Raw genomic sequence first — 18,202 nt, 5'->3', positions numbered from 1 at the left:
CATGACAGTGCATTTTATTGGCGCAGGCCCCGGCGCTGCCGACCTGATCACGGTGCGCGGACGCGACCTCATCGCCCGCTGCCCGGTTTGCCTCTATGCGGGCTCGATTGTTTCGCCGGACCTTTTGCAATATTGCCCGCCCGGTGCGCGCATCGTCGATACCGCGCCGATGTCGCTGGACGAGATCGAAGCCGAATATGTCAGGGCCGCTGCCGATGGTCAGGACGTCGCCCGGCTGCATTCCGGGGATCTTTCCGTCTGGAGCGCTGTCGCCGAACAGGTCCGCCGTCTGGAAAAGCACGGCCTCGACTATACGATGACCCCCGGCGTTCCTGCTTTTGCCGCAGCGGCCGCAACGCTCGGCCGGGAACTGACCATTCCGGCTGTCGCCCAGAGCCTGGTGCTGACGCGGGTTTCCGGCCGCGCCTCGCCGATGCCGAATGCAGAGACACTGGCCGGCTTCGGTGCCACCGGTGCGACGCTTGCCATCCACCTGGCGATCCACGCGCTGAAACAGGTTGTCGACGAGTTGACGCCGCTTTACGGGGCAGACTGCCCAGTCGCCATCGTGGTCAAGGCGTCCTGGCCGGACGAACGCGTCCTGCGGGGAACGCTTGCCGATATCGAAGCCAAGGTCGCCGCCGATCCGATCGAACGCACGGCACTGATCTTTGTCGGGAAGACCCTGGGCGTGACCGACTTTCGCGAAAGTGCCCTCTATGACGCGGGTTATCAACGGCGCTTCCGCGGTCGCGACGGGCTTTAAGGGGTTTCCGTTTCTGGCGTTGGCAGATCCGGTGTCGTCTTTCGCGGGACGCCGTCTTTTTCTTCGATCCGGTCGCGGTAGAGCGCGGACTGCCCCAGCAGCATCAATGTTACCGGGGTTGTCAGGATGATGAAAACGATGATCAGGACCTCGTGGAAGATCCAGCGGTTTTGCAGAACGGCAAAACACAACATGGACGCGAGGCAGATCATGATGACGCCGGCACTGGCGCCGAGCGTCGGCGCGTGCAGTCGGCTGTAGAAGCTTTTCAAACGCAGCAGCCCGATCGAGCCGATCAGCGTGACGATGGATCCTGCCAGGAGAAGCAGGCAGACGGGAATGGCGGCCCAGAGCGGCAGGTCGGTGAGATGGCTCATTCGATCACCTCGCCGCGCATCAGGAATTTGGAAAAGGCGATCGAGGAGACAAAGCCGAGCAGGGCGATGATCAGGGCCGATTCGAAATAGATCGTGTTGGCGGTGCGGATGCCGAAGGTCAAAAGCAGCAGCATGCCGTTGATATAGAGCGCGTCGAGCCCGAGGATGCGGTCTTGTGCTCGCGGCCCCTTGACCATCCGGAACAATGCGCAGCCCATGGCCAGCCCGAGGATGATCTGGGAGCCGAGGATCGACCAGATGATGAACAGTTCGGTCATTCGAATAGCTCCTTCAGGGGCGCTTCGTAGTGTGTCCGGATCAGATCGGCCCAGGTCGGGCCGTTTTCAATGTCGAGCACATGCAGCAGCAGGACCCGCGTCTGGCTGTCGAACTCGATCCAAGCGGTGCCGGGTGTCGCCGTCAGGATACAGGCCAGCAGGGCGATGGAATTTTCGTCGCGAAGCGTGATGTCGATGGCAATGAAGCCGGAGCGGACCGGCCGTCGTTTGCTGCGCAGGATGGCACGCATCACGGCGAGATTGGATCTGGCCACGTCGACGGTCACCTGTCCTGCAAGGCGGGCGACCAGCCAGGCCTTCTTCGTATGGGTCTTGCTCGGCCTCAGATTGACCATCAGCCAGGCATGCGAAATGCCGAGCGCAGCGCCGAGAAGAATCTGGGCGATGGACAGCGACTGGTTGATCAGCAACCAGAAGACCATGAGGGCGAAGGACAGCAGCGGATAGGGAAACCAGTAGCGCATGGCGTCAATCGCCTCCGGCCGGGCGAACGCGGGGTGCCGAAAGCACCCGGTCGGTATAGTTTTTCGGATTGGCGAGCGCATTGGCCGTGGCATCCATGTAGCGCATCGCCGATCCCGCCTGCAGGCTGAGGAAGATCGTTGTCAGCAGGAGCAGCAGCACCGGAGTGATCTCGATGAGGAAGACGCGCGGGATGGTGCCCTCAAGCGAGGTCCAGAACGTGCGGATGCCGATCCGGTTCATCGCGATCATTGCGGAAAGCCCGGACAGGATGAGCAGTGCCACAAAAGCCCACTGCGCCGCCCTGATCGGCAGGTTTCCGCCGAAACCGTTTTCGTTGAAGAGTTCGTGCAGCATGGCGAACTTGGCGAGGAAACCCGAGAGAGGCGGCAGGCCGGACATCAGGATGGCGCAGATGCAGAAACACAGGCCAAGCACTGCAAGCGTGCCCGGCACGGCCACGCCGACTTCCTTTTCCTCCTCGTCCTCATCCATGTCGCCATAGGCCTCCATCGTGACCGCCAGAACGTCGGCACCGGCGTCGCGGCCGCGCTCCACCAGTTCGATCAAGAGGAAGAAGGCGCAGATCGTCAGTGTCGAGCTGACCAGATAGAACAGGGCGCCCCCGATCACGGCACTGTTGCCAAGGCCGATGGCCGCCAGAAGGGTGCCGGAGGAGACGAGCACGCTGTAACCGGCAAGCCGGCCCATCGCCTGCGAGGCCAGCACGCCGATCGCCCCGAAAGCAATCGTCAGCAGGCCGCCGCACAGCAGCAGCGTCTGGCCGAAACCGGTGGAGGTGCCGGCTTCATGGCCGAACAGGAGCATTGACAGGCGGAGGATGACATAGAAGCCGACCTTGGTGAGGATGGCGAAGATGGCCGCGACCGGCGGCGTTGCGGCGGAATAGGCGGTGGGCAGCCAGAAGCCGAGCGGCCACATTCCGGCCTTGACGAGGAAGGCTATGCCAAGCAACGCCGCTCCCGATTCCATCAGCATGCGGCTTTCCGGCCCGAGCGTGGTGATGCGCACCGAGAGATCGGCGATGTTGAGCGTGCCAGCCGCGCCGTAGATCAGGCTGACGCCGATCAGGAACAGGGAAGATGCTGCAAGATTGACCGCGATGTAGTGCAGGCCGGCCTTGACCCGCAACGGGCCGGAACCATGCAGAAGCAGTCCGTAGGATGCGGCCAGCATCATCTCGAAAAAGACGAACAGATTGAACAGATCGCCCGTCAGGAAGGCGCCGTTGAGACCGGCGAGCAGAAGCTGGAACAGCGAGTGAAAGTGATAGCCGGCGGTGTGCCAGCGCGCCATGGCATAGACCTGTGCCGCGAGGCCCAGCACGGTGCTCAGGACGAGCATCAGCGCCGAAAGCCGGTCCAGCACCAGGACAATGCCGAACGGGGCCGGCCAGTTGCCGAGCTGGTAGACATAGGTTCCGCCTGTCGTCGCCTCGGAGGCGGCAATGCCCAGAAGAATGATCGTCGCCGCGAAAAGCACCAGCGTGGAGACGAAACTCAGCACACCCTTCAGGGTCCGGTTCCGCTCGTCGATCGGGATCATGGCCGCGGCTGTCGCCATCGGAAACAGGATCGGCAGTATGATCAGGTGGTTTGCCCAACTCATCGTGCGATCACTCCCTGCCGTCCACGTGGTCGGTGCCGGTGAAGCCGCGCGACGCCAGAAGGACAACGAGAAACAAAGAGGTCATGGCAAAGCCGATAACGATCGCGGTGAGCACGAGCGCCTGTGGTATTGGGTCCGTATGGGTGAGCAAACCGCCGGTGCCGCCGGGTTCCAGCACCGGCGGGGCGTTGACGCGCAAGCGGCCCATGCCGAAGATGAACAGATTGACCGCGTAGGACAGAAGCGAAAGGCCGATGATCACCTGATAGGTACGTGGGCGAAAGAGCAGCCAGACGCCGGAAGCTGTCAGGACCCCGATGCCGATCGAGAGGACGAGTTCCATTACGGGGTTTCCTTTCCGGCCATGCGCGCGGCCTTGACCTGCGCACGCGGGGCGCGCACGGACTGGTGGGCAAGGGCGATCAGGATCAGCACGGTTGCACCGAGCACCAGCGAGAAGACGCCGAGATCGAACAGGATCGCCGTTGCCAGCGGAATTTTTCCGATGAGCGGCAGGTTGGCATACTGCATGTGCGACGTCAGGAACGGATAGCCGAAAAGCCAGGAGCCAAGGCCGGTCGCCATGGCAACGAGAAGGCCGATGCTCATCCAGCGCAGCGGATGGATGCGCAACCGCTCCTCGACCCAGCGCGTGCCGCCGGCCATGTATTGCAGGATGAAGGCGATCGACATGGCGATGCCGGCCGCAAAGCCCCCGCCGGGAAGATCATGGCCGCGGAAGAACAGGAAGGCTGTCAGCATGCCGATAACCGGGAACATCCAACGCATGATGACCGATGGTATCAGCAGATATTCGGCGATGCTGTCGCCCTTCTTGCGGTCGGGATGATCGTCGTCGAAGGCATTCTGGATTTTTTGCTGTTCAGGCTTTTCAAGGCTTTCGGTCGCCGGTCGAAACCGCCGCAGCAGCGAAAACACGGTGAGGGCCACAATGCAGAGCACGGCAATCTCGCCGAGCGTGTCGAAGCCGCGGAAATCCACGAGAATGACGTTGACGACGTTGGTGCCGCCGCCCTCGCTATAGGCACGCTCCAGGAAGTAGCTGGAGATCGTGTCGGGTATATTGCGCGTCATCATCGTATAGGAGACGAGCATCATGCCGACCCCGCAGGCCAGTGCCAGGGCCAGGTCGCGCAGGCGCCGCAGGCGGACCGGAAAATTCATCAGTTCCGGGTCGTTCGGGTCCTCGATGCGTTTGGGCAGCCAGCGCAGGCCGAGCAGGATCAGAACCGTGGTGACGATCTCCACCAGCAACTGGGTGACAGCCAGGTCCGGCGCCGACAGCCAGACGAAGGTGATGCAGGTGACAAGACCGGCGCCGCCCAGCAGCACCAGCGCCGCCAACCGGTGGAACTTCGCCTGGTAGGCGGCACCCACCGCGCAGATGATGCCGATGATCCAGAGCAGCGCAAAGGCCGGATCGACGCTGCGCAGGGCCATGGCTGAAGGCTTGAAGCCCTGCAGCAGCAGCGGGAGCGTGCCGGCGACAAAGGCGATGAAGACGAGGATCCGCATCTGCGGCTGCAGCCGGCGCGAACTTGCCGTCCGTTCCAGCCAGCGCGCCCATTTCCAGGAGAGGGTGACCAGCACGCGTTCGAAGATTCGCTGTCCTTCCAGCCGCCGGAAGAAGGGCGGCCCCTCGATGCTGGTGGCAAGATAGGATTTCATCAACAGAAACAGCACGACGCCGCCGATCAGCGCGACGAGGCTCATGGCGAGCGGCAGGTTCCAGCCATGCCAGACAGCCAGGCTGTAGACCGGCGTCGAGTCTCCGAGCACGGATTGCACGGCAGCATGCAGGAAGGGACCGATCGTGAAGGCCGGTATGACGCCGACGACGAGGCAGGCGAGCACCAGGAATTCGATCGGTGCCCGCATCCAGTGCGGCGGCTCGTGGGGTATCTTCGGCAGGTCCTTTGGTGGTGGGCCGAAGAAGACACTGTAGATGAAGCGCAGCGAATAGGTGACGGCAAACATGCTCGCCAGCGTCGCGACATAGGGCGTGATCGTATCGAGTATGTTGTAGCGGTGCGTCTCGATTGCTTCGGCGAAGAACATTTCCTTCGACAGGAACCCGTTCAGAAGCGGTACCCCGGCCATGGCGGCACTGGCGACCATGGCAAGCGTCGCGGTGAAAGGCATGTACCGGAAGAGGCCACTCAGCTTGCGCATGTCGCGCGTCCCGGTTTCATGGTCGATGATGCCGGCGGCCATGAACAACGAAGCCTTGAAGGTCGCGTGGTTCATCGTGTGGAAGATCGCCGCGACTGCCGCCAGCGGACTGCCAAGGCTCAGGAGGACGGTGATCAGGCCGAGATGGCTGATCGTCGAATAGGCGAGGAGCCCTTTCAGGTCCTGCTGGAAGATCGCAAAATAGGCGCCGAGCAGCAGCGTCGTCAGGCCGGCGCAGCCGACGATCCAGAACCAGGCGTCGGTTCCCGCCAGCACCGGCCAGAGCCGGATCAGCAGGAAGACCCCGGCCTTAACCAGGGTTGCCGAATGCAGATAGGCGGACACCGGCGTTGGTGCGGCCATGGCGTGGGGCAGCCAGAAATGGAAGGGAAACTGCGCGCTCTTTGTCAGCGCACCCAGCAGGATCAGGATGAGCACAGTCGTGTAGAGCGGGTGTTCTCGAATGACATTGCCGGAGGACAGGACGGCGTCGAGATCGTAGCTTCCGACGATATGGCCCATCAGAATCAGGCCAACAAACATGCACAGGCCACCCGTGCCGGTGATCGTCAGGGCCATGCGCGCGCCGTCGCGGGCCTGGGCATTGTGATGCCAGTAACCGATCAGAAGAAAGGAGGTGATGCTGGTCAGTTCCCAGAAAACCGCCAACTGGATGATGTTGCCGGACAGCACGATGCCCAGCATGGCGCCCATGAAGGCCAGAAACATCGAGAAGAAACGCGGCACCGGGTCGCTGGCGGACATGTAGTAGCGGGCATAGACGACGACCAGCAGCCCGATGGCCGTAATGATGCTGGCGAACATCCAGGCGAAACCATCCATTCGCAGGGTGATGTTGAGACCCAGTTCCGGCAGCCATTGCAGGTCGTATCGCAGCACGCCGCCGGATGCGACCAGAGGATAGAGGCCGGCGACCAGCAGCTGGCACAGAAGCGCAACGGCCCCCGAAAACCACGCGGCGGCAGTCCCCTTGTCTGATGGTAGGAAGATTGCAGCAAGGCTTCCCGCAAACGGTGCAAGGCTCAGAATCAGAAGCAGGGGTGCGGCGGTCTCTATGTCTGTGTTTCCTCGATCGTACCGAATGAAGGGGAGCACATCGGCTCCGCGAAGGTCCGCCCGGCGATGTGGCCGGAACCGTTGTCCGAAGCATGCCGCATTGCAGCAAAATCGACATGCAATTTATGTCCGGTTTCGGCCCGCATGCCAACCCGGAGAAGCCATAAAATCCTGCGCTTGATCGCTTTTTCGCATGCTGTTCGAGAGACCTGATCGATCGTCGACGGCTGCGGCAAACACGGCTTGCGAAATGAAAGGCGGGTATTTTGTAACGAAATGTATTTTGCCCGCTGCGGGAAATATTCGGACATGCAATTTCCGTGGTGTCGCCAGCCGGGACCGTGCGTTTGCGCAAGCGTCCGGGTATAAGGCGTCATGGAAAACACACCGCATATTCTCGTCGTGGACGATGATCTGGAAATCCGCCGCCTGCTTGGAAAATACCTGGATGGCCAGGGATTTCGGGTCAGCCTCGCCGGCAGCCGCGCCGAATGCGAAGCAAAGCTTGCGGAACTGAAGATCGACCTGGTCGTGCTCGATGTCATGCTGCCGGACGGGTCGGGGCTTGATCTCTGCCGGTCGCTGCGCGAGCGCAGGCCGCAACTGTCGATGATCTTGCTCACGGCCCTGAAGGAGGATGTCGATCGCATCATCGGGCTGGAGTTCGGCGCTGACGACTATCTCGGCAAGCCGTTCAATCCACGCGAACTGGCCGCGCGCATCCGTGCTGTGCTGCGGCGGGGGCGCAGCGAACCGGCCGCGCCGGGTACCGAGCGTCGCTTCGTCTTTGCCAATTATGTCGCCGATGTCGAAAGCCGGTCGCTGACGGCGCCGGATGGAACGACTGTCGATCTCACCGGCGGCGAGTTCGAGTTGCTGATGGTCTTCCTGCAGCGGCCCGGACGCATCCTGTCGCGCGATTCTCTGCTTGACCTGACGCAGGGCCGAACCGCGGATCCGTTTGACCGCTCGATCGATATCCTTGTCAGCCGGTTGCGCCGGAAGCTTGGCGATGCCAGCGTCTTTCATCTTCTCAAGACCATTCGCAACAAGGGCTACCAGCTGGCGGTTCCCGTCGAACGCGGGCACTAGGCCATGTGGTCGCTGCGCACCCGGTTCACGCTGCTGCTCGTCGTCGCCGTTGTTCTGGTTCTGGTCGCCGCGGCGTTCGTCACCGCGCAATTGCTGCGCAAGCCGGCGGCGGCACGTTTCAATCTCGCAATATCCGAAAATGCAGAACTTGCTTCTGTCCTCCTGCGTGCCGACCCGGCGGCTGCGGCAAGGCTGAATATCCCGATTGGAAGCCGGCCGACTGAGGATCGCATCGACGCGTTTCCAACACGCTTGCTCAATGCCGACCGGATGAACAAAGGCTACACCTCGGAATTGCTGCTTCTGCACGACAAGGGCCCGAATGCCCGCAATCTGGCGGTGCATATCGACGGTAACCGTTGGGCTTTTCTCAATTTTCCGGGGCCGGGGCCGTTTCCGCTGGTCCCGCTTGCCGCCTATCTGACGCTTGTCGCTGCCGGCATGATCGGTATTGCGGTCTATGCCAGTGCGGTGATGATGCGCCCCCTTCGGATCCTCGACGAAACGATTGCCAAGATCCGCCCCGATGGCGTCATTCCCGATATTCCGGAGACTGGTCCCATGGAGGTGCGCACGACGGCCCAGACCATCAACCGGCTGGCGGCCCGCCTCAATGCCGCGATCTCAAGTCGCATGCGACTGGTGGCAGCGGCAGGCCACGATCTGCGCACGCCGATGACCCGCATGCGGCTGCGCGCAGAATTCGTCGCTGATGCCGACGAGCGCCAGTCCTGGCTCAAGGACCTCGACGAACTCGATCACATAGCCGACAGCGCCATCCGGCTGGTTCGCGAGGAGGTCAGCAATGCGGCCGACGAGACCGTACGGCTCGACAGGATCATCGAGGAGATCGTCTCGGAAATCCGCGAGACGGGGCTTGATGTCGATCACGGTCCGCTTCTGCCCGTCGTCGTCACAGGCGCACCGTTTGCCCTGAAAAGGGCGATTCGCAATCTGGTGATCAATGCGGCGACCCATGGTGAAGGGGCCTGCCTTTCGCTTGGCGGTATTGCAGATGGCGATGCGGTCCTGACGATCTGCGACAATGGCCCCGGAATACCGCCGCATCTGCTCGACCGGGTGTTCGAACCCTTCTTCCGCGTCGATCAGGCCCGCCGCCAGATCGTGCCCGGTGCAGGTCTCGGGCTCGCCATTTCCCGGGAGATCATCGAAAACAATGGCGGTTCGGTTGCCATCGTCAACAGGCCGGAAGGCGGGTTATTGCAGACCGTACGGCTGCCGGTCTCCCTTGCGGATTGAGGGAAGACATGCCGCTTCATTTGCCCCATGGGTGCTGCTAGAAGAAGTCTTTCTCAGGCACAAGATGACAGGGCAAACACGGGAATGACAGACAACCTCATCGTCAGGGCAGGGCCCTTCACGTTTTCGGCGAGGCTCGAAACCGCTTTGGCGCCGAAGACATGCGCCGCCATCCGCCGGGTTCTTCCCTATCGGCAGAAGCTTATTCATGTGCGCTGGAGCGGCGAGGCCATGTGGATCCCGCTTGGGGAGGAGGATTTCGGTGTCGGCTATGAAAACCACACCAGCTTTCCGGCGCCAGGGCAGATGCTTCTCTATCCGGGCGGCATCAGCGAAACAGAAATGCTGCTCGGCTATGGCGGGGTGCATTTCAAGTCGAAAATGGGCCAGCTTGCCGGCAACCATTTCATGACAATAACGTCCAACCTCGACGACCTGCCGCAGTTGGGCAAGATGGTCCTATGGGAAGGGGCGCAGCCGATCGAGATCAGCAACGCCCCCTGATTTCGCGCGATCCGCCTGCCTCTGGCAGGCGGTCTTTCAACGCTTCTACTGGCCGGCAACCTCGATTGCCGAGCCGCCACCAACGGCGATGTTCAGTGCGACATAGTTCGTTGCAAGGCTCCGAATACCGGCAGCCAGCTGAATGCGCGACGACGACAGCGAGCGCTCGGCATCGAGAACATCGAGCAGCGATGTGGCGCCGCCCTTGTAGCTTTCACGTGCCAGGCCCAGTGCTTCTTCATAGGACGCGACGACCTTTCGCAGGGCGGCGACCGTCTGGTAGTTCTTGCGCAGCGAGATCAGCGCATTCTCGACGTCCTCGACGGCGCGCAGCACAGTCTGCTTCCAGGCGATGTACTGCTGGGCAGCGCCAGACTTGGCAATGTCGACATTGGCCTTCAGGGCGCCGCCGTTGAAGATCGGCAGGTTCAGGCTCGGTCCGAACGACCAGGCCGCTGCGCCCCCCCGGACGGCGTTGGAGATCGTGCGCGAACCGTCGATCGTGCCGCTGAGCGAGATGCTCGGGTAGAGCTGCGATTCGGCAACACCGATCTGCGCGGTCGCTGCCGCGAGCAGGCGCTCGGCACGGCGGATGTCGGGACGGTTGCGGATCAGGTCGGCCGGGATGCCGATCTTGGTGTTGTAGCGCGGCATTGGCTGCGCTGCGCCACGAATGAGGTCGGCGGTGACCGTGGTTGCCGGCACACCAAGGAGCGTGGCGATATGATTGGCCGCAACGTGGAAGCCGGTTTCATAGGCTGGCAGTTCCGCCAGCGTCTGGTTGACGAGACCTTCGGACTGGACGACGTCCAGATTGGAGGCTGCACCGGCGGCCTTGATGTCGTTGGTCAGCTTCAGTGTTTCGCGCCGCGACGACAGGCTCTTCTGCGCCAGTGCCAGGGCTTCCTGGTTGTAGCGGGCGTCGATATAGGAGCTGACGAGATCGGACAGATAGGCCAGCCTTGCTACGTTCACGTCATCAAAGGCGGCGTCGAGCGAGGCATTCGCCGACTCCTTGGCACGACGATACTGGCCGAAGAAATCGAGCAGCCACGACGCATCGAGACCGGCTGTCAGCGTTGAGGACTCGCTGTGGTCATTGCCGGTAACGGAACTCCGGCGCGCAAACGAGCCATCTGATCCTTGTCTGCTCGCGGACGCGCCGCTGTTCAACTGCGGCAATCCGCCGGCGCCAGCAGAGATGACGTTGGCGCGCGCCTCGACGATGCGCTCCATCGATGCCTTGACGTCGAGGTTTTCGGCCAGACCCTGCGCAACCAGGCTGTTCAGCTTCTTGTCGCGGAAAGCCTGCCACCAGGGTGACAGGGTAACGTCATCGGCAACACGGGCGTTGCCCTCGGAGAACTTTCCCGGAAGGGCTGCATCCGGGGACTGATAGTTGGGGCCGACGACGCAGCCAGACAGAAGGAGAAGGCTCAAGGGAAAGAGCACGTTTGCAATTTTCATCTGGTATCCCCATCCGGCAAGGCATGCGCGGCTTACTATTCAAATTTTAATCGGTCTTTAACAGTTTTCCGCGTATCAAGAACGCAGTCGATGTCAAAGTTTGAGGGGACGAAACTGTCCCCAGAAATTCTTGTGGCATGCCGTGAGCCGACAGACGGAAATCACTCCCCGATTTCCACGGCCTTCACAGACAGCAATTCCACGATCCTAGTCTTAGTCGCCCTACGTCATCGAGCAAGGCCTCGGATGCGTCGCAGTACCGAGCGGACTCCATATATGATGGTCCCTCACTGAATGCAATCGGACAATCTGGGGATTCGTACCCGGCGCAGTCTTGGCATTCACGACCCTCCTGCCGCACCCGTCACCGTGTCTTCAGCACCGGTCTGGTGACCCGCCAGGCGGCTTTTCGCGTCTATCGCATGTGACTGGGGCCGATATTCCGTCGCTGTGCATGAAAAAGTGCGCGCCAAGCCGAACCGGCGGGTTGAAATCGTGTGATCGGTTCGAATGCCGCAGACAGCCCGGCGTGCCTGAGCCTCAGAAAAATATCAGGCGCTTTGCCGAGCGCACCGGCCCGCCGAATAACCAGGAGTGGTGCAAATTGGTCGCAGGTTGGACGCGGTGCCATGCTGAAGGCGAACGCAAGGAAAATGTGCATCGGCGGGCGCAGCCAGATGCCGGCAATGCTTGCGCGGACCGGTCATCGGTCTTGCCCCCGCCCGTATTCAGAGTAAGGCATTCAGGGATTGTCTTCCTCTTGAGGACCGGTGGTTCGTGATCAGACCCACATCTCGCGCTCGCCGAACTGCTCGCCGTCCTTGAAGTTTTTCGTGCCGATCAGTGACGCCGCTTCGGATGGGGCTTGGTCTGCCTGGGTGTGAGGCGTTTGTTGCTGTTCGGTCTTGCTGCTTTCCGTTGCCGCCAGGGCTGCAAGCTTGGCCTTCAGTTCGGCGATCCCCTGTTCAAGCTCGGATTTTTCCGCATCGGTTTTCGCTTCGTCGAGTTCGGTCTGCTTGGTTTGGATCTGGGCTTCAAGCGAAGCCTTCTGGGCCGTGCCACCGCCGGAACTGCTGGTCGTCGTTGTGGTCAGGAGCGTTGTGCTGGAAATAGCGGCAACCATTGTCTTTCCTTCGTATTTTCGGTGTTGCGATCCGCAACAGTGGTCATGGATCCCCTAACCAAAGCTGACTTCAACAGTCGAGACCTTATCCCTGCAATCTTCGCTTTTTCCGCGCGGAAACATTTCAGGACGCAATCGGCCACCGCTGCAAAAGCGGCTCAACCTTCGGAAACATCGCTGTATTGGCCCGTTTCGACAGAGGGCGGCTCGGCGTCGCCTAGCTGTCGGCCAGATCAGGCGAAGAGATGGGAAAGCAAACGCAACGCAGCCTTACAGGCGCGACGCACGCGAGAAACAAAGACAAACAAAAAACCGCCACAAGAAACAATTTGATACGCTATTTATGGCTGAAACGATCCGAATCCGGGGCGGAAACGGACGCAAGCGCGCAGGTTTTTGTGCGCGGGCCCGGTGCTGTTGCGAATCAGTCCGGGGCGGGAATGGCGTTTCAGGCGGCCAGCCATTTCCGCTCGCGGGCAAAATTGGCGAGGTCATTGGCGCTCATCGGGCGGGCAAAGGCGTATCCCTGAAGACCGTGGCAACCGAGCTCCCGCAGCGCCTGGGCGTGCTCCATGGTCTCCACGCCCTCTGCGATGACTTCTATCCCGAGCGAGCTGCCGATATCGATGATCGAGGCGACGAGCTGGCGCTGCTTCGTCGAAGTCAGGATCGGGATAATCAACTGGCGATCGATCTTGAGGCGCCGCGGGGTCAACTTCAAAAGACTGACGATGGATGCGTAACCCGTGCCGAAGTCGTCGATCTCGATATCGATCCCCAGGCTCTTGATGCGTTCAATATTGGACAGAACCGTGACATCGCTTTCATCAAACGAAATCGATTCCAGAAGTTCGAAGGACAGGCGTCCGGCCGGTATGGTCAATTGCGAGAGACGTTCGATGAGGTGTTCATCGTGCAGTCGCTGGTAGGACAGGTTGACAGAGAGCTTCGGTATATGGATGCCGGATGCTTCCCAGCGGTGCAATTGGAACAGCGCCTGCTCGAGGATGCGCTGATCGATGTCAGCAATGACGTTGATGTCTTCCGCAGTCTTCAGGAAGGCGTGGGGGGCGAGCAAGCCCTTTGTCGGATGATCCCAGCGGGCCAAGGCCTCGACGCCGATAATGTCGAGCGAGGCCGGGCAGAACTGCGGCTGGAAATGGGCGATGAATTCGTTCTGTTCGAGCCCGCGCAGGATTTCGTCGGCAGTCTGCTTGGATTTGATCACCGCTGTCTTGAGCGAATGGGTGAAGACCTCGTAGCGGTTACGGCCGCGGCGTTTGGCTTCGTAGAGCGCGATGTCGGCATTCACCAGAACCTGGATGCGCTCTTCATCTGGACGCGTCTGGTGCGCGATGCCGATGCTGACGCCGATGCGGCACTCCTGTTCCTTGTAGCGGATCGGCAGGCTCATCTCGTCGATGATGCGGCTTGCCATGGTCGTGTCGCTGATGTCCGTCGAGCCGCTTTTCGAAATGATCACGAACTCGTCGCCGCCGATGCGGCCGACGAAATCGCTGTCACGCGTGTTCGCCCTTAGAACCTTTGCGGCATGGCGCAGCACTTCGTCGCCTGCCGCATGGCCCAGTGTGTCGTTGATTTCCTTGAACCGGTCGAGATCGACATGGAAGATACTCACCAGGTCTGCGTTGTCGCTGTGCACGCTCCTATCGGCGAGGACCTGATCGAGATAGCGGCGGTTTGGCAGGGTGGTCAGCGGATCATGCAGGGCGTTGAATTCCATGCGGTGTCGGGCCGCTTCAAGTTCGGTATTATGGGCCTCCGCCTGGGCCTTGGCCTCTTCGAGGATCGCGTTGGTTTCGACGTCCCGGGTGACGTCCCAGTTGACGCCAACAATTTTCTGCCGCCCGCCGGCTCCGAGATATTTCGAGCCGATCGCGCGGATATGCCTGATATTGCCATCGGGCAGGACAATGCGGAACTGGGACATGTAGCTTTGGCCATCAGCCTGGGCTGCGGCGAATTCGGCTTCCGCCTGTTTCAGGTCGTCTGGATGCAGGGTTGTCTGCCAGTCTTCGTAGGTGCCCTTCAAATGGAGCCCGCCGTAGAGCTCTTTCATGCGCTCGTCCCAGAACAGCGTGCCGGTTGTGATATCCAGCTCCCATATGCCGATCTGCGATGTATCAAGCGCAATCTTCAGGCGATAGGATAGTTCCTGCAGGCTTTCCCTGTTCTGCTTCAGCACCTCGATATTGCCCTGACGCTCCTCCATCAACCGGCCTGTCAGGAACATCGGAACGAGAATGAAGAGGCCGCCCGTCGCCACCAGCACGCGCAATTGCCATGTGTTCGGTGGCTCGCGCTGCCAGCCCCCCTTAGGGGTGGCCATGACCTGCCAACTGCCCGAGTGGAGGAATATATTCCTTACGACGGGATCCAAAGCCCGGATGGTCGGCGAGCCGTAAAACTGTTCACCATCCTCGCCAAGGCCATCGCGACCGATGATCGCGATGTCGATATCCGAAGCGGCGGCGAGGAGGCCACTGTCCTGGTAGAGCCGGGGAACATCGATGACGGCAGAGAGGATGCCCCAGAAGCTGTTCGTACCGCCGTGACCGGAAATGAAGACCGGGAATCGGCCGATCAAACCTTCACCCCCCTGGACCAGTGACAGAGGGCCGGCCATAACCATCCGCGCAGTTTCCTTGACGCGCTCCGCTGCGGCGCGCTGATCCTCGTTCTTCCGATAATCGAGGCCGAGGGCCTTCCTGTTCTCTTCAAGCGGGTAAACCAGCGAAACCACGAGATTGGGGGCGGCTGCGATGCTGCGCAGGCGCGACTGCTCGTTGAAAAGATGCCTTGCCAGTTGGGAAAAGCGTTTCTGATCCATGCCGGGTTCGGTGGAGATCGTTGCGATCAGCCCCCGCACCAGTTGGATATCGCCGTTGATGTTGGCCTCGAGCTTCGACCGGATGGGATTGAGGGCCGTTGCAACCTCTTCCCGTAACTTGGCGTGATGGACCTCGCGATTTTGCTGTTCGGCAAAAATACCTGCGGCGATGACGACAATGAGCACCAGAAGGCTTGGCAAGTGGTTCGCCGTGAGCCAGCGTGTTGTTCTCGGTCTTTCCGGCATGTTTGATTGGTCTGACTGCACACGATCACCACATTGCGGTCCTGTCGGACAGGGTGGCGGGATAGTCGCAAAATCATCTTAACAAGATGTATGAAACGACAGGGTCAAGCAGTCGTGGCGACCTTGTGCCCTGCAGTCGGCCCTTGGATGCTGTTTACGGCTGCCTTGCTCCGCCGTCGATCATGGCGATCAAGGTTGCAAGCCTGTCGGCGTCGCGCGGCAGCTTGTCGGTTCGCAAGCGCGAAATCCGGGGGAAACGCATGGCAACGCCGGACTTGTGACGGCCGGAGCGGTTGATGCCCTCAAAGGCCACTTCGACCACGAAACCGAAATCCGGCTCCGCACGCACCGATCGAACCGGGCCGAAACGCTCGATCGTATTGTTGCGGACAAAGCGGTCGAGAACGTCCAGTTCGGCATCCGTAAAACCGAAATAGGCCTTGCCGACAGGCACGAGGGTGTCCTTGCCATCACTCTCGGTCCAGACGCCGAAGGTGAAGTCGGAATAATAGCTGGATCGCTTGCCGTGGCCGCGTTGCGCATACATCAGCACGGCATCGACATTGTAGGGATTGCGCTTCCACTTGAACCAGGGCCCTTTGGCCCGGCCGGGTGTATAGGGCGAATCCAGCCGTTTGAGCATGATGCCTTCGATCACCGGATCGGGTGGATCGCTGCGCAGACGGTTGAGTTCCTCCCAGCTTGAAAACGGCACCAGCGGCGACAGGTCGAAATGCGCGGCGGATGTCGTCTCCAGAAGTCCCGCCAGTTGCTCGCGTCGTGCCAGAAAGCCGTCGCCACGAATATCGACTGTGCCGGAAAACAACAGGTCATAGCCGCGCACGAAGGCCGGATAGTCTTCCAGCATTTTGGCGCTGACGGTCTTGCGGTTCAGGCGCTGCTGCAGGTCGGAAAAGGTGCGTGTCGCCTGATTGGTGCGCGATGTGCCGCCGACCAGAAGCTCTCCATCAAGGACGCCTTCGAAATCGGTGGCTTCGAGAATATCCGGGAAAGCCCCCGAAATATCGTCGCCACTGCGCGAATACAATCGCCGCGTACCGCCGAGATTGGCCAGTTGAACGCGGATGCCGTCCCATTTCCATTCGGCGGCGAAATCGGCCGGATCCAGGTTTTCGAGGTCCTTGTCGCCGACCGGTGTTGCCAGCATGACGGCGTGAAACACAGCCGGTGTCGTCAGTTGCGGCTTGTCCGCCTTGCCTTCGAGCCACTGGAAAAGCTCTCTGTAGGGCGGCGCAAGCCCATGCCACAATGTCTCAATATCGCCGATGTCTTTTTCGCCGACATCGGCGACCGCCTGTTTTGCCAATCTCGCGGAGACGCCGATACGCAGCCCGCCGGTCACGAGTTTGAGGAAGGCAAAGCGGCTGGAGCTGTCCATCTGGTCGAGAAGACTGCGGACCAGCCCGCGCACCTCCGATCGCCCGACAGACTGGAGCAGGTGGATGATCGCGCCCAGCGACAGGTCATGGGCTTCCGATCCGGCTTCCGTCGAGGGTTCCCAGACCAGCGAGATCGTCTCTGCGAGATCACCAACATAATCGTAGGAGTAGCGGAACAGCACCTCGTCCATGCGCTCCATCACCAGTTCGCGCAACAGCGCCGGCTTGACCGCTTTCAGCGACAGCGTCGAGGCGATGGTGGCCAGGGCATAGCCGCGGTCCGGGTCGGGCGTTGCGCGGAAATAGTCTGACAGCAGCCTGATCTTGGCGTTGCGCTGCGGGGTGAGGACCAGACGGTCGAGAAGTTCGGCAAAGGCACGCATCACTCGCCCTCGTCGTCGTAGCCGACCAGATGCAGCGGCCGGGCGGCAATGCCCTGAAGCTCGCACCAGCGCACCAGGGCTTCCTCGCGGCCATGCGTCACCCAGACCTGGCCCGGTGCGATTTCGAGGATCGTCCGGGTCAGTTCGGGCCAGTCGCAATGATCCGAGATGATCATTGGCAGTTCGACGCCCCGCTGCTTTGCGCGCTGCCGCACCAGCATCCAGCCGGAGGCGAAAATCGATACGGGGTCTGGAAAACGCCGTGCCCATTTGTCGGCGAAGGCCGATGGCGGACCGATGACGATGGCGCCGGCAAAGACCTGGCGGTCATGTCCAACCAGCGTTGCCGGTCTGAGATCGCCGAGATCGTATCCCTGCGACTGATAATAATCGCAGAGTTTAACAAGGGCGCCGTGGATATAGATTGGCGCCTCATGGCCGGCCTCCCTGAGCAGGGCAATGACCCGTTGTGCCTTTCCCAGAGCATAGGCGCCGACAAGATGGGCACGTTCTGGGAACTGCCGCAGCGATGTCAGGACCTTTGCGACTTCCAGCCGATCGTCGGGGTGGTGGAAGACCGGCAGGCCGAAGGTCGCCTCCGTGATGAAGACATCGCAGGCAACCGGCTCAAATGGCAGACAGGTGGGATCGCGGCGGCGCTTGTAGTCTCCGGAGACGACGATGCGCGTTCCCTGCGCTTCGACGGCAATCTGCGCGGAGCCGAGAACATGCCCCGCCGGATGAAAGCTGACGGTTGCCCCGTTGATGACCAGTTTTTCCCCCAGGGCTGCCACCTGCTCACTGTTGCAGAAGTCCTCGCCGTAGCGGATGCGCATGATATCAAGCGTTTCGCGCGTGGCGAGCACGTGGCCGTGACCGGAACGGGCATGGTCGGCATGGCCGTGCGTGATCAGGGCGCGATCGACCGGCTGGACCGGATCGACGTAAAACTGGCCGACCTCGCAGAAGAGGCCTTTCGGCGTGGGGTAAAGCAGGGCGTCCGGTTTCATGGAGTGGAAGATAGCCGGCAAACGCGCGTCTGCCAGCCATGTCCAAGATTTTTTTAGCGCATG

16 protein-coding genes are annotated in these 18,202 nt (G+C 61.1%); 4 read left to right on the top strand and 12 right to left on the bottom strand.

Annotation, left to right across the window (positions count from 1 at the left end; all coding sequences use genetic code 11):
* Position 1 precedes the first annotated feature (1 nt).
* Entirely contained in the window at positions 2-766 is a 765-nt protein-coding gene (gene cobM / locus AX760_RS00530) for a precorrin-4 C(11)-methyltransferase (protein ID WP_071830875.1), read from the top strand.
* On the opposite strand, the gene mnhG is transcribed toward cobM, so the two are convergent.
* The 7 genes from mnhG to AX760_RS00495 are packed head-to-tail and all read right to left on the bottom strand — an operon-like array spanning position 763 to position 7,114.
* On the bottom strand, positions 763-1,143 hold the full coding sequence (gene mnhG, locus AX760_RS00525) for a monovalent cation/H(+) antiporter subunit G (protein ID WP_071830874.1): 381 nt from the start codon (positions 1,141-1,143) through the stop codon (positions 763-765). The genes cobM and mnhG overlap by 4 nt on opposite strands.
* Entirely contained in the window at positions 1,140-1,421 is a 282-nt protein-coding gene (locus tag AX760_RS00520; protein WP_071830873.1) for a K+/H+ antiporter subunit F, read from the bottom strand. The genes mnhG and AX760_RS00520 overlap by 4 nt, the downstream gene beginning before the upstream one ends.
* Entirely contained in the window at positions 1,418-1,906 is a 489-nt protein-coding gene (locus AX760_RS00515; protein WP_071830872.1) for a Na+/H+ antiporter subunit E, read from the bottom strand. The genes AX760_RS00520 and AX760_RS00515 overlap by 4 nt, the downstream gene beginning before the upstream one ends.
* A 4-nt stretch (positions 1,907-1,910) precedes the next feature.
* Positions 1,911-3,533 (bottom strand): monovalent cation/H+ antiporter subunit D, encoded by a 1,623-nt coding sequence (locus AX760_RS00510; RefSeq protein WP_071830871.1) that lies wholly within the window; start codon positions 3,531-3,533, stop codon positions 1,911-1,913.
* A gap of 7 nt (positions 3,534-3,540) precedes the next feature.
* Positions 3,541-3,876: a Na+/H+ antiporter subunit C gene (locus tag AX760_RS00505; protein WP_071830870.1), complete on the bottom strand. Its 336-nt coding sequence runs from the start codon at positions 3,874-3,876 to the stop codon at positions 3,541-3,543.
* The gene (locus AX760_RS00500) at positions 3,876-6,803 is read right to left on the bottom strand and encodes a monovalent cation/H+ antiporter subunit A (RefSeq protein WP_425348798.1); all 2,928 of its coding nucleotides are present in this window, start codon (positions 6,801-6,803) and stop codon (positions 3,876-3,878) included. Before AX760_RS00500 ends, AX760_RS00505 begins: the two co-directional genes overlap by 1 nt.
* On the bottom strand, positions 6,800-7,114 hold the full coding sequence (locus AX760_RS00495; protein WP_071830869.1) for a hypothetical protein: 315 nt from the start codon (positions 7,112-7,114) through the stop codon (positions 6,800-6,802). Before AX760_RS00495 ends, AX760_RS00500 begins: the two co-directional genes overlap by 4 nt.
* Before the next feature lie 64 nt (positions 7,115-7,178).
* Between AX760_RS00495 and AX760_RS00490 the strand changes: the two genes are divergently transcribed.
* From AX760_RS00490 to AX760_RS00480, 3 genes are all read left to right on the top strand, one after another.
* On the top strand, positions 7,179-7,895 hold the full coding sequence (locus AX760_RS00490) for a response regulator (protein WP_071830868.1): 717 nt from the start codon (positions 7,179-7,181) through the stop codon (positions 7,893-7,895).
* Positions 7,896-7,898: 3 nt separating this feature from the next.
* The gene (locus AX760_RS00485) at positions 7,899-9,155 is read left to right on the top strand and encodes an ATP-binding protein (protein WP_071830867.1); all 1,257 of its coding nucleotides are present in this window, start codon (positions 7,899-7,901) and stop codon (positions 9,153-9,155) included.
* 84 nt (positions 9,156-9,239) lie between these two features.
* The gene (locus AX760_RS00480; RefSeq protein WP_071830866.1) at positions 9,240-9,659 is read left to right on the top strand and encodes a DUF3830 family protein; all 420 of its coding nucleotides are present in this window, start codon (positions 9,240-9,242) and stop codon (positions 9,657-9,659) included.
* Between the two features lie 45 nt (positions 9,660-9,704).
* On the opposite strand, the gene AX760_RS00475 is transcribed toward AX760_RS00480, so the two are convergent.
* The 5 genes from AX760_RS00475 to AX760_RS00455 form a co-directional block, all read right to left on the bottom strand.
* Positions 9,705-11,126 carry an efflux transporter outer membrane subunit gene (locus AX760_RS00475; RefSeq protein WP_071830865.1) on the bottom strand — a complete coding sequence of 474 codons (1,422 nt, stop codon included), beginning with the start codon at positions 11,124-11,126 and terminating at the stop codon, positions 9,705-9,707.
* Between the two features lie 781 nt (positions 11,127-11,907).
* Positions 11,908-12,249: a hypothetical protein gene (locus AX760_RS00470; RefSeq protein WP_071830864.1), complete on the bottom strand. Its 342-nt coding sequence runs from the start codon at positions 12,247-12,249 to the stop codon at positions 11,908-11,910.
* Between the two features lie 448 nt (positions 12,250-12,697).
* A complete protein-coding gene (locus AX760_RS00465) occupies positions 12,698-15,346 on the bottom strand; it encodes a bifunctional diguanylate cyclase/phosphodiesterase (RefSeq protein WP_071830863.1) in 2,649 nt (882 codons plus the stop codon).
* Positions 15,347-15,500: 154 nt separating this feature from the next.
* Positions 15,501-17,129: a cisplatin damage response ATP-dependent DNA ligase gene (locus AX760_RS00460; protein WP_071830862.1), complete on the bottom strand. Its 1,629-nt coding sequence runs from the start codon at positions 17,127-17,129 to the stop codon at positions 15,501-15,503.
* Positions 17,129-18,139, bottom strand: coding sequence for a ligase-associated DNA damage response exonuclease (locus AX760_RS00455; RefSeq protein WP_071830861.1), 1,011 nt, complete (start codon positions 18,137-18,139; stop codon positions 17,129-17,131). The genes AX760_RS00460 and AX760_RS00455 overlap by 1 nt, the downstream gene beginning before the upstream one ends.
* Positions 18,140-18,202 lie beyond the last annotated feature (63 nt).

The organism is Pararhizobium antarcticum, assembly GCF_001885585.1.
Taxonomy (GTDB): Bacteria; Pseudomonadota; Alphaproteobacteria; order Rhizobiales; family Rhizobiaceae; genus Pararhizobium; species Pararhizobium antarcticum.
This window is presented reverse-complemented; position numbering and strand designations above follow the sequence as displayed.

Bases quoted from the DNA above. Each gene is read 5' to 3' on its own strand.
- AX760_RS00475 (WP_071830865.1), bottom strand. From the start codon at position 11,126: ATGAAAATTGCAAACGTGCTCTTTCCCTTGAGCCTTCTCCTTCTGTCT.
- AX760_RS00515 (WP_071830872.1), bottom strand. From the start codon at position 1,906: ATGCGCTACTGGTTTCCCTATCCGCTGCTGTCCTTCGCCCTCATGGTC.
- AX760_RS00495 (WP_071830869.1), bottom strand. From the start codon at position 7,114: ATGTCCGAATATTTCCCGCAGCGGGCAAAATACATTTCGTTACAAAAT.
- AX760_RS00510 (WP_071830871.1), bottom strand. From the start codon at position 3,533: ATGAGTTGGGCAAACCACCTGATCATACTGCCGATCCTGTTTCCGATG.
- AX760_RS00505 (WP_071830870.1), bottom strand. From the start codon at position 3,876: ATGGAACTCGTCCTCTCGATCGGCATCGGGGTCCTGACAGCTTCCGGC.
- AX760_RS00490 (WP_071830868.1), top strand. From the start codon at position 7,179: ATGGAAAACACACCGCATATTCTCGTCGTGGACGATGATCTGGAAATC.
- AX760_RS00470 (WP_071830864.1), bottom strand. From the start codon at position 12,249: ATGGTTGCCGCTATTTCCAGCACAACGCTCCTGACCACAACGACGACC.
- AX760_RS00520 (WP_071830873.1), bottom strand. From the start codon at position 1,421: ATGACCGAACTGTTCATCATCTGGTCGATCCTCGGCTCCCAGATCATC.
- AX760_RS00480 (WP_071830866.1), top strand. From the start codon at position 9,240: ATGACAGACAACCTCATCGTCAGGGCAGGGCCCTTCACGTTTTCGGCG.
- AX760_RS00465 (WP_071830863.1), bottom strand. From the start codon at position 15,346: ATGCCGGAAAGACCGAGAACAACACGCTGGCTCACGGCGAACCACTTG.
- mnhG (WP_071830874.1), bottom strand. From the start codon at position 1,143: ATGAGCCATCTCACCGACCTGCCGCTCTGGGCCGCCATTCCCGTCTGC.
- cobM (WP_071830875.1), top strand. From the start codon at position 2: ATGACAGTGCATTTTATTGGCGCAGGCCCCGGCGCTGCCGACCTGATC.
- AX760_RS00485 (WP_071830867.1), top strand. From the start codon at position 7,899: ATGTGGTCGCTGCGCACCCGGTTCACGCTGCTGCTCGTCGTCGCCGTT.
- AX760_RS00455 (WP_071830861.1), bottom strand. From the start codon at position 18,139: ATGAAACCGGACGCCCTGCTTTACCCCACGCCGAAAGGCCTCTTCTGC.
- AX760_RS00460 (WP_071830862.1), bottom strand. From the start codon at position 17,129: ATGCGTGCCTTTGCCGAACTTCTCGACCGTCTGGTCCTCACCCCGCAG.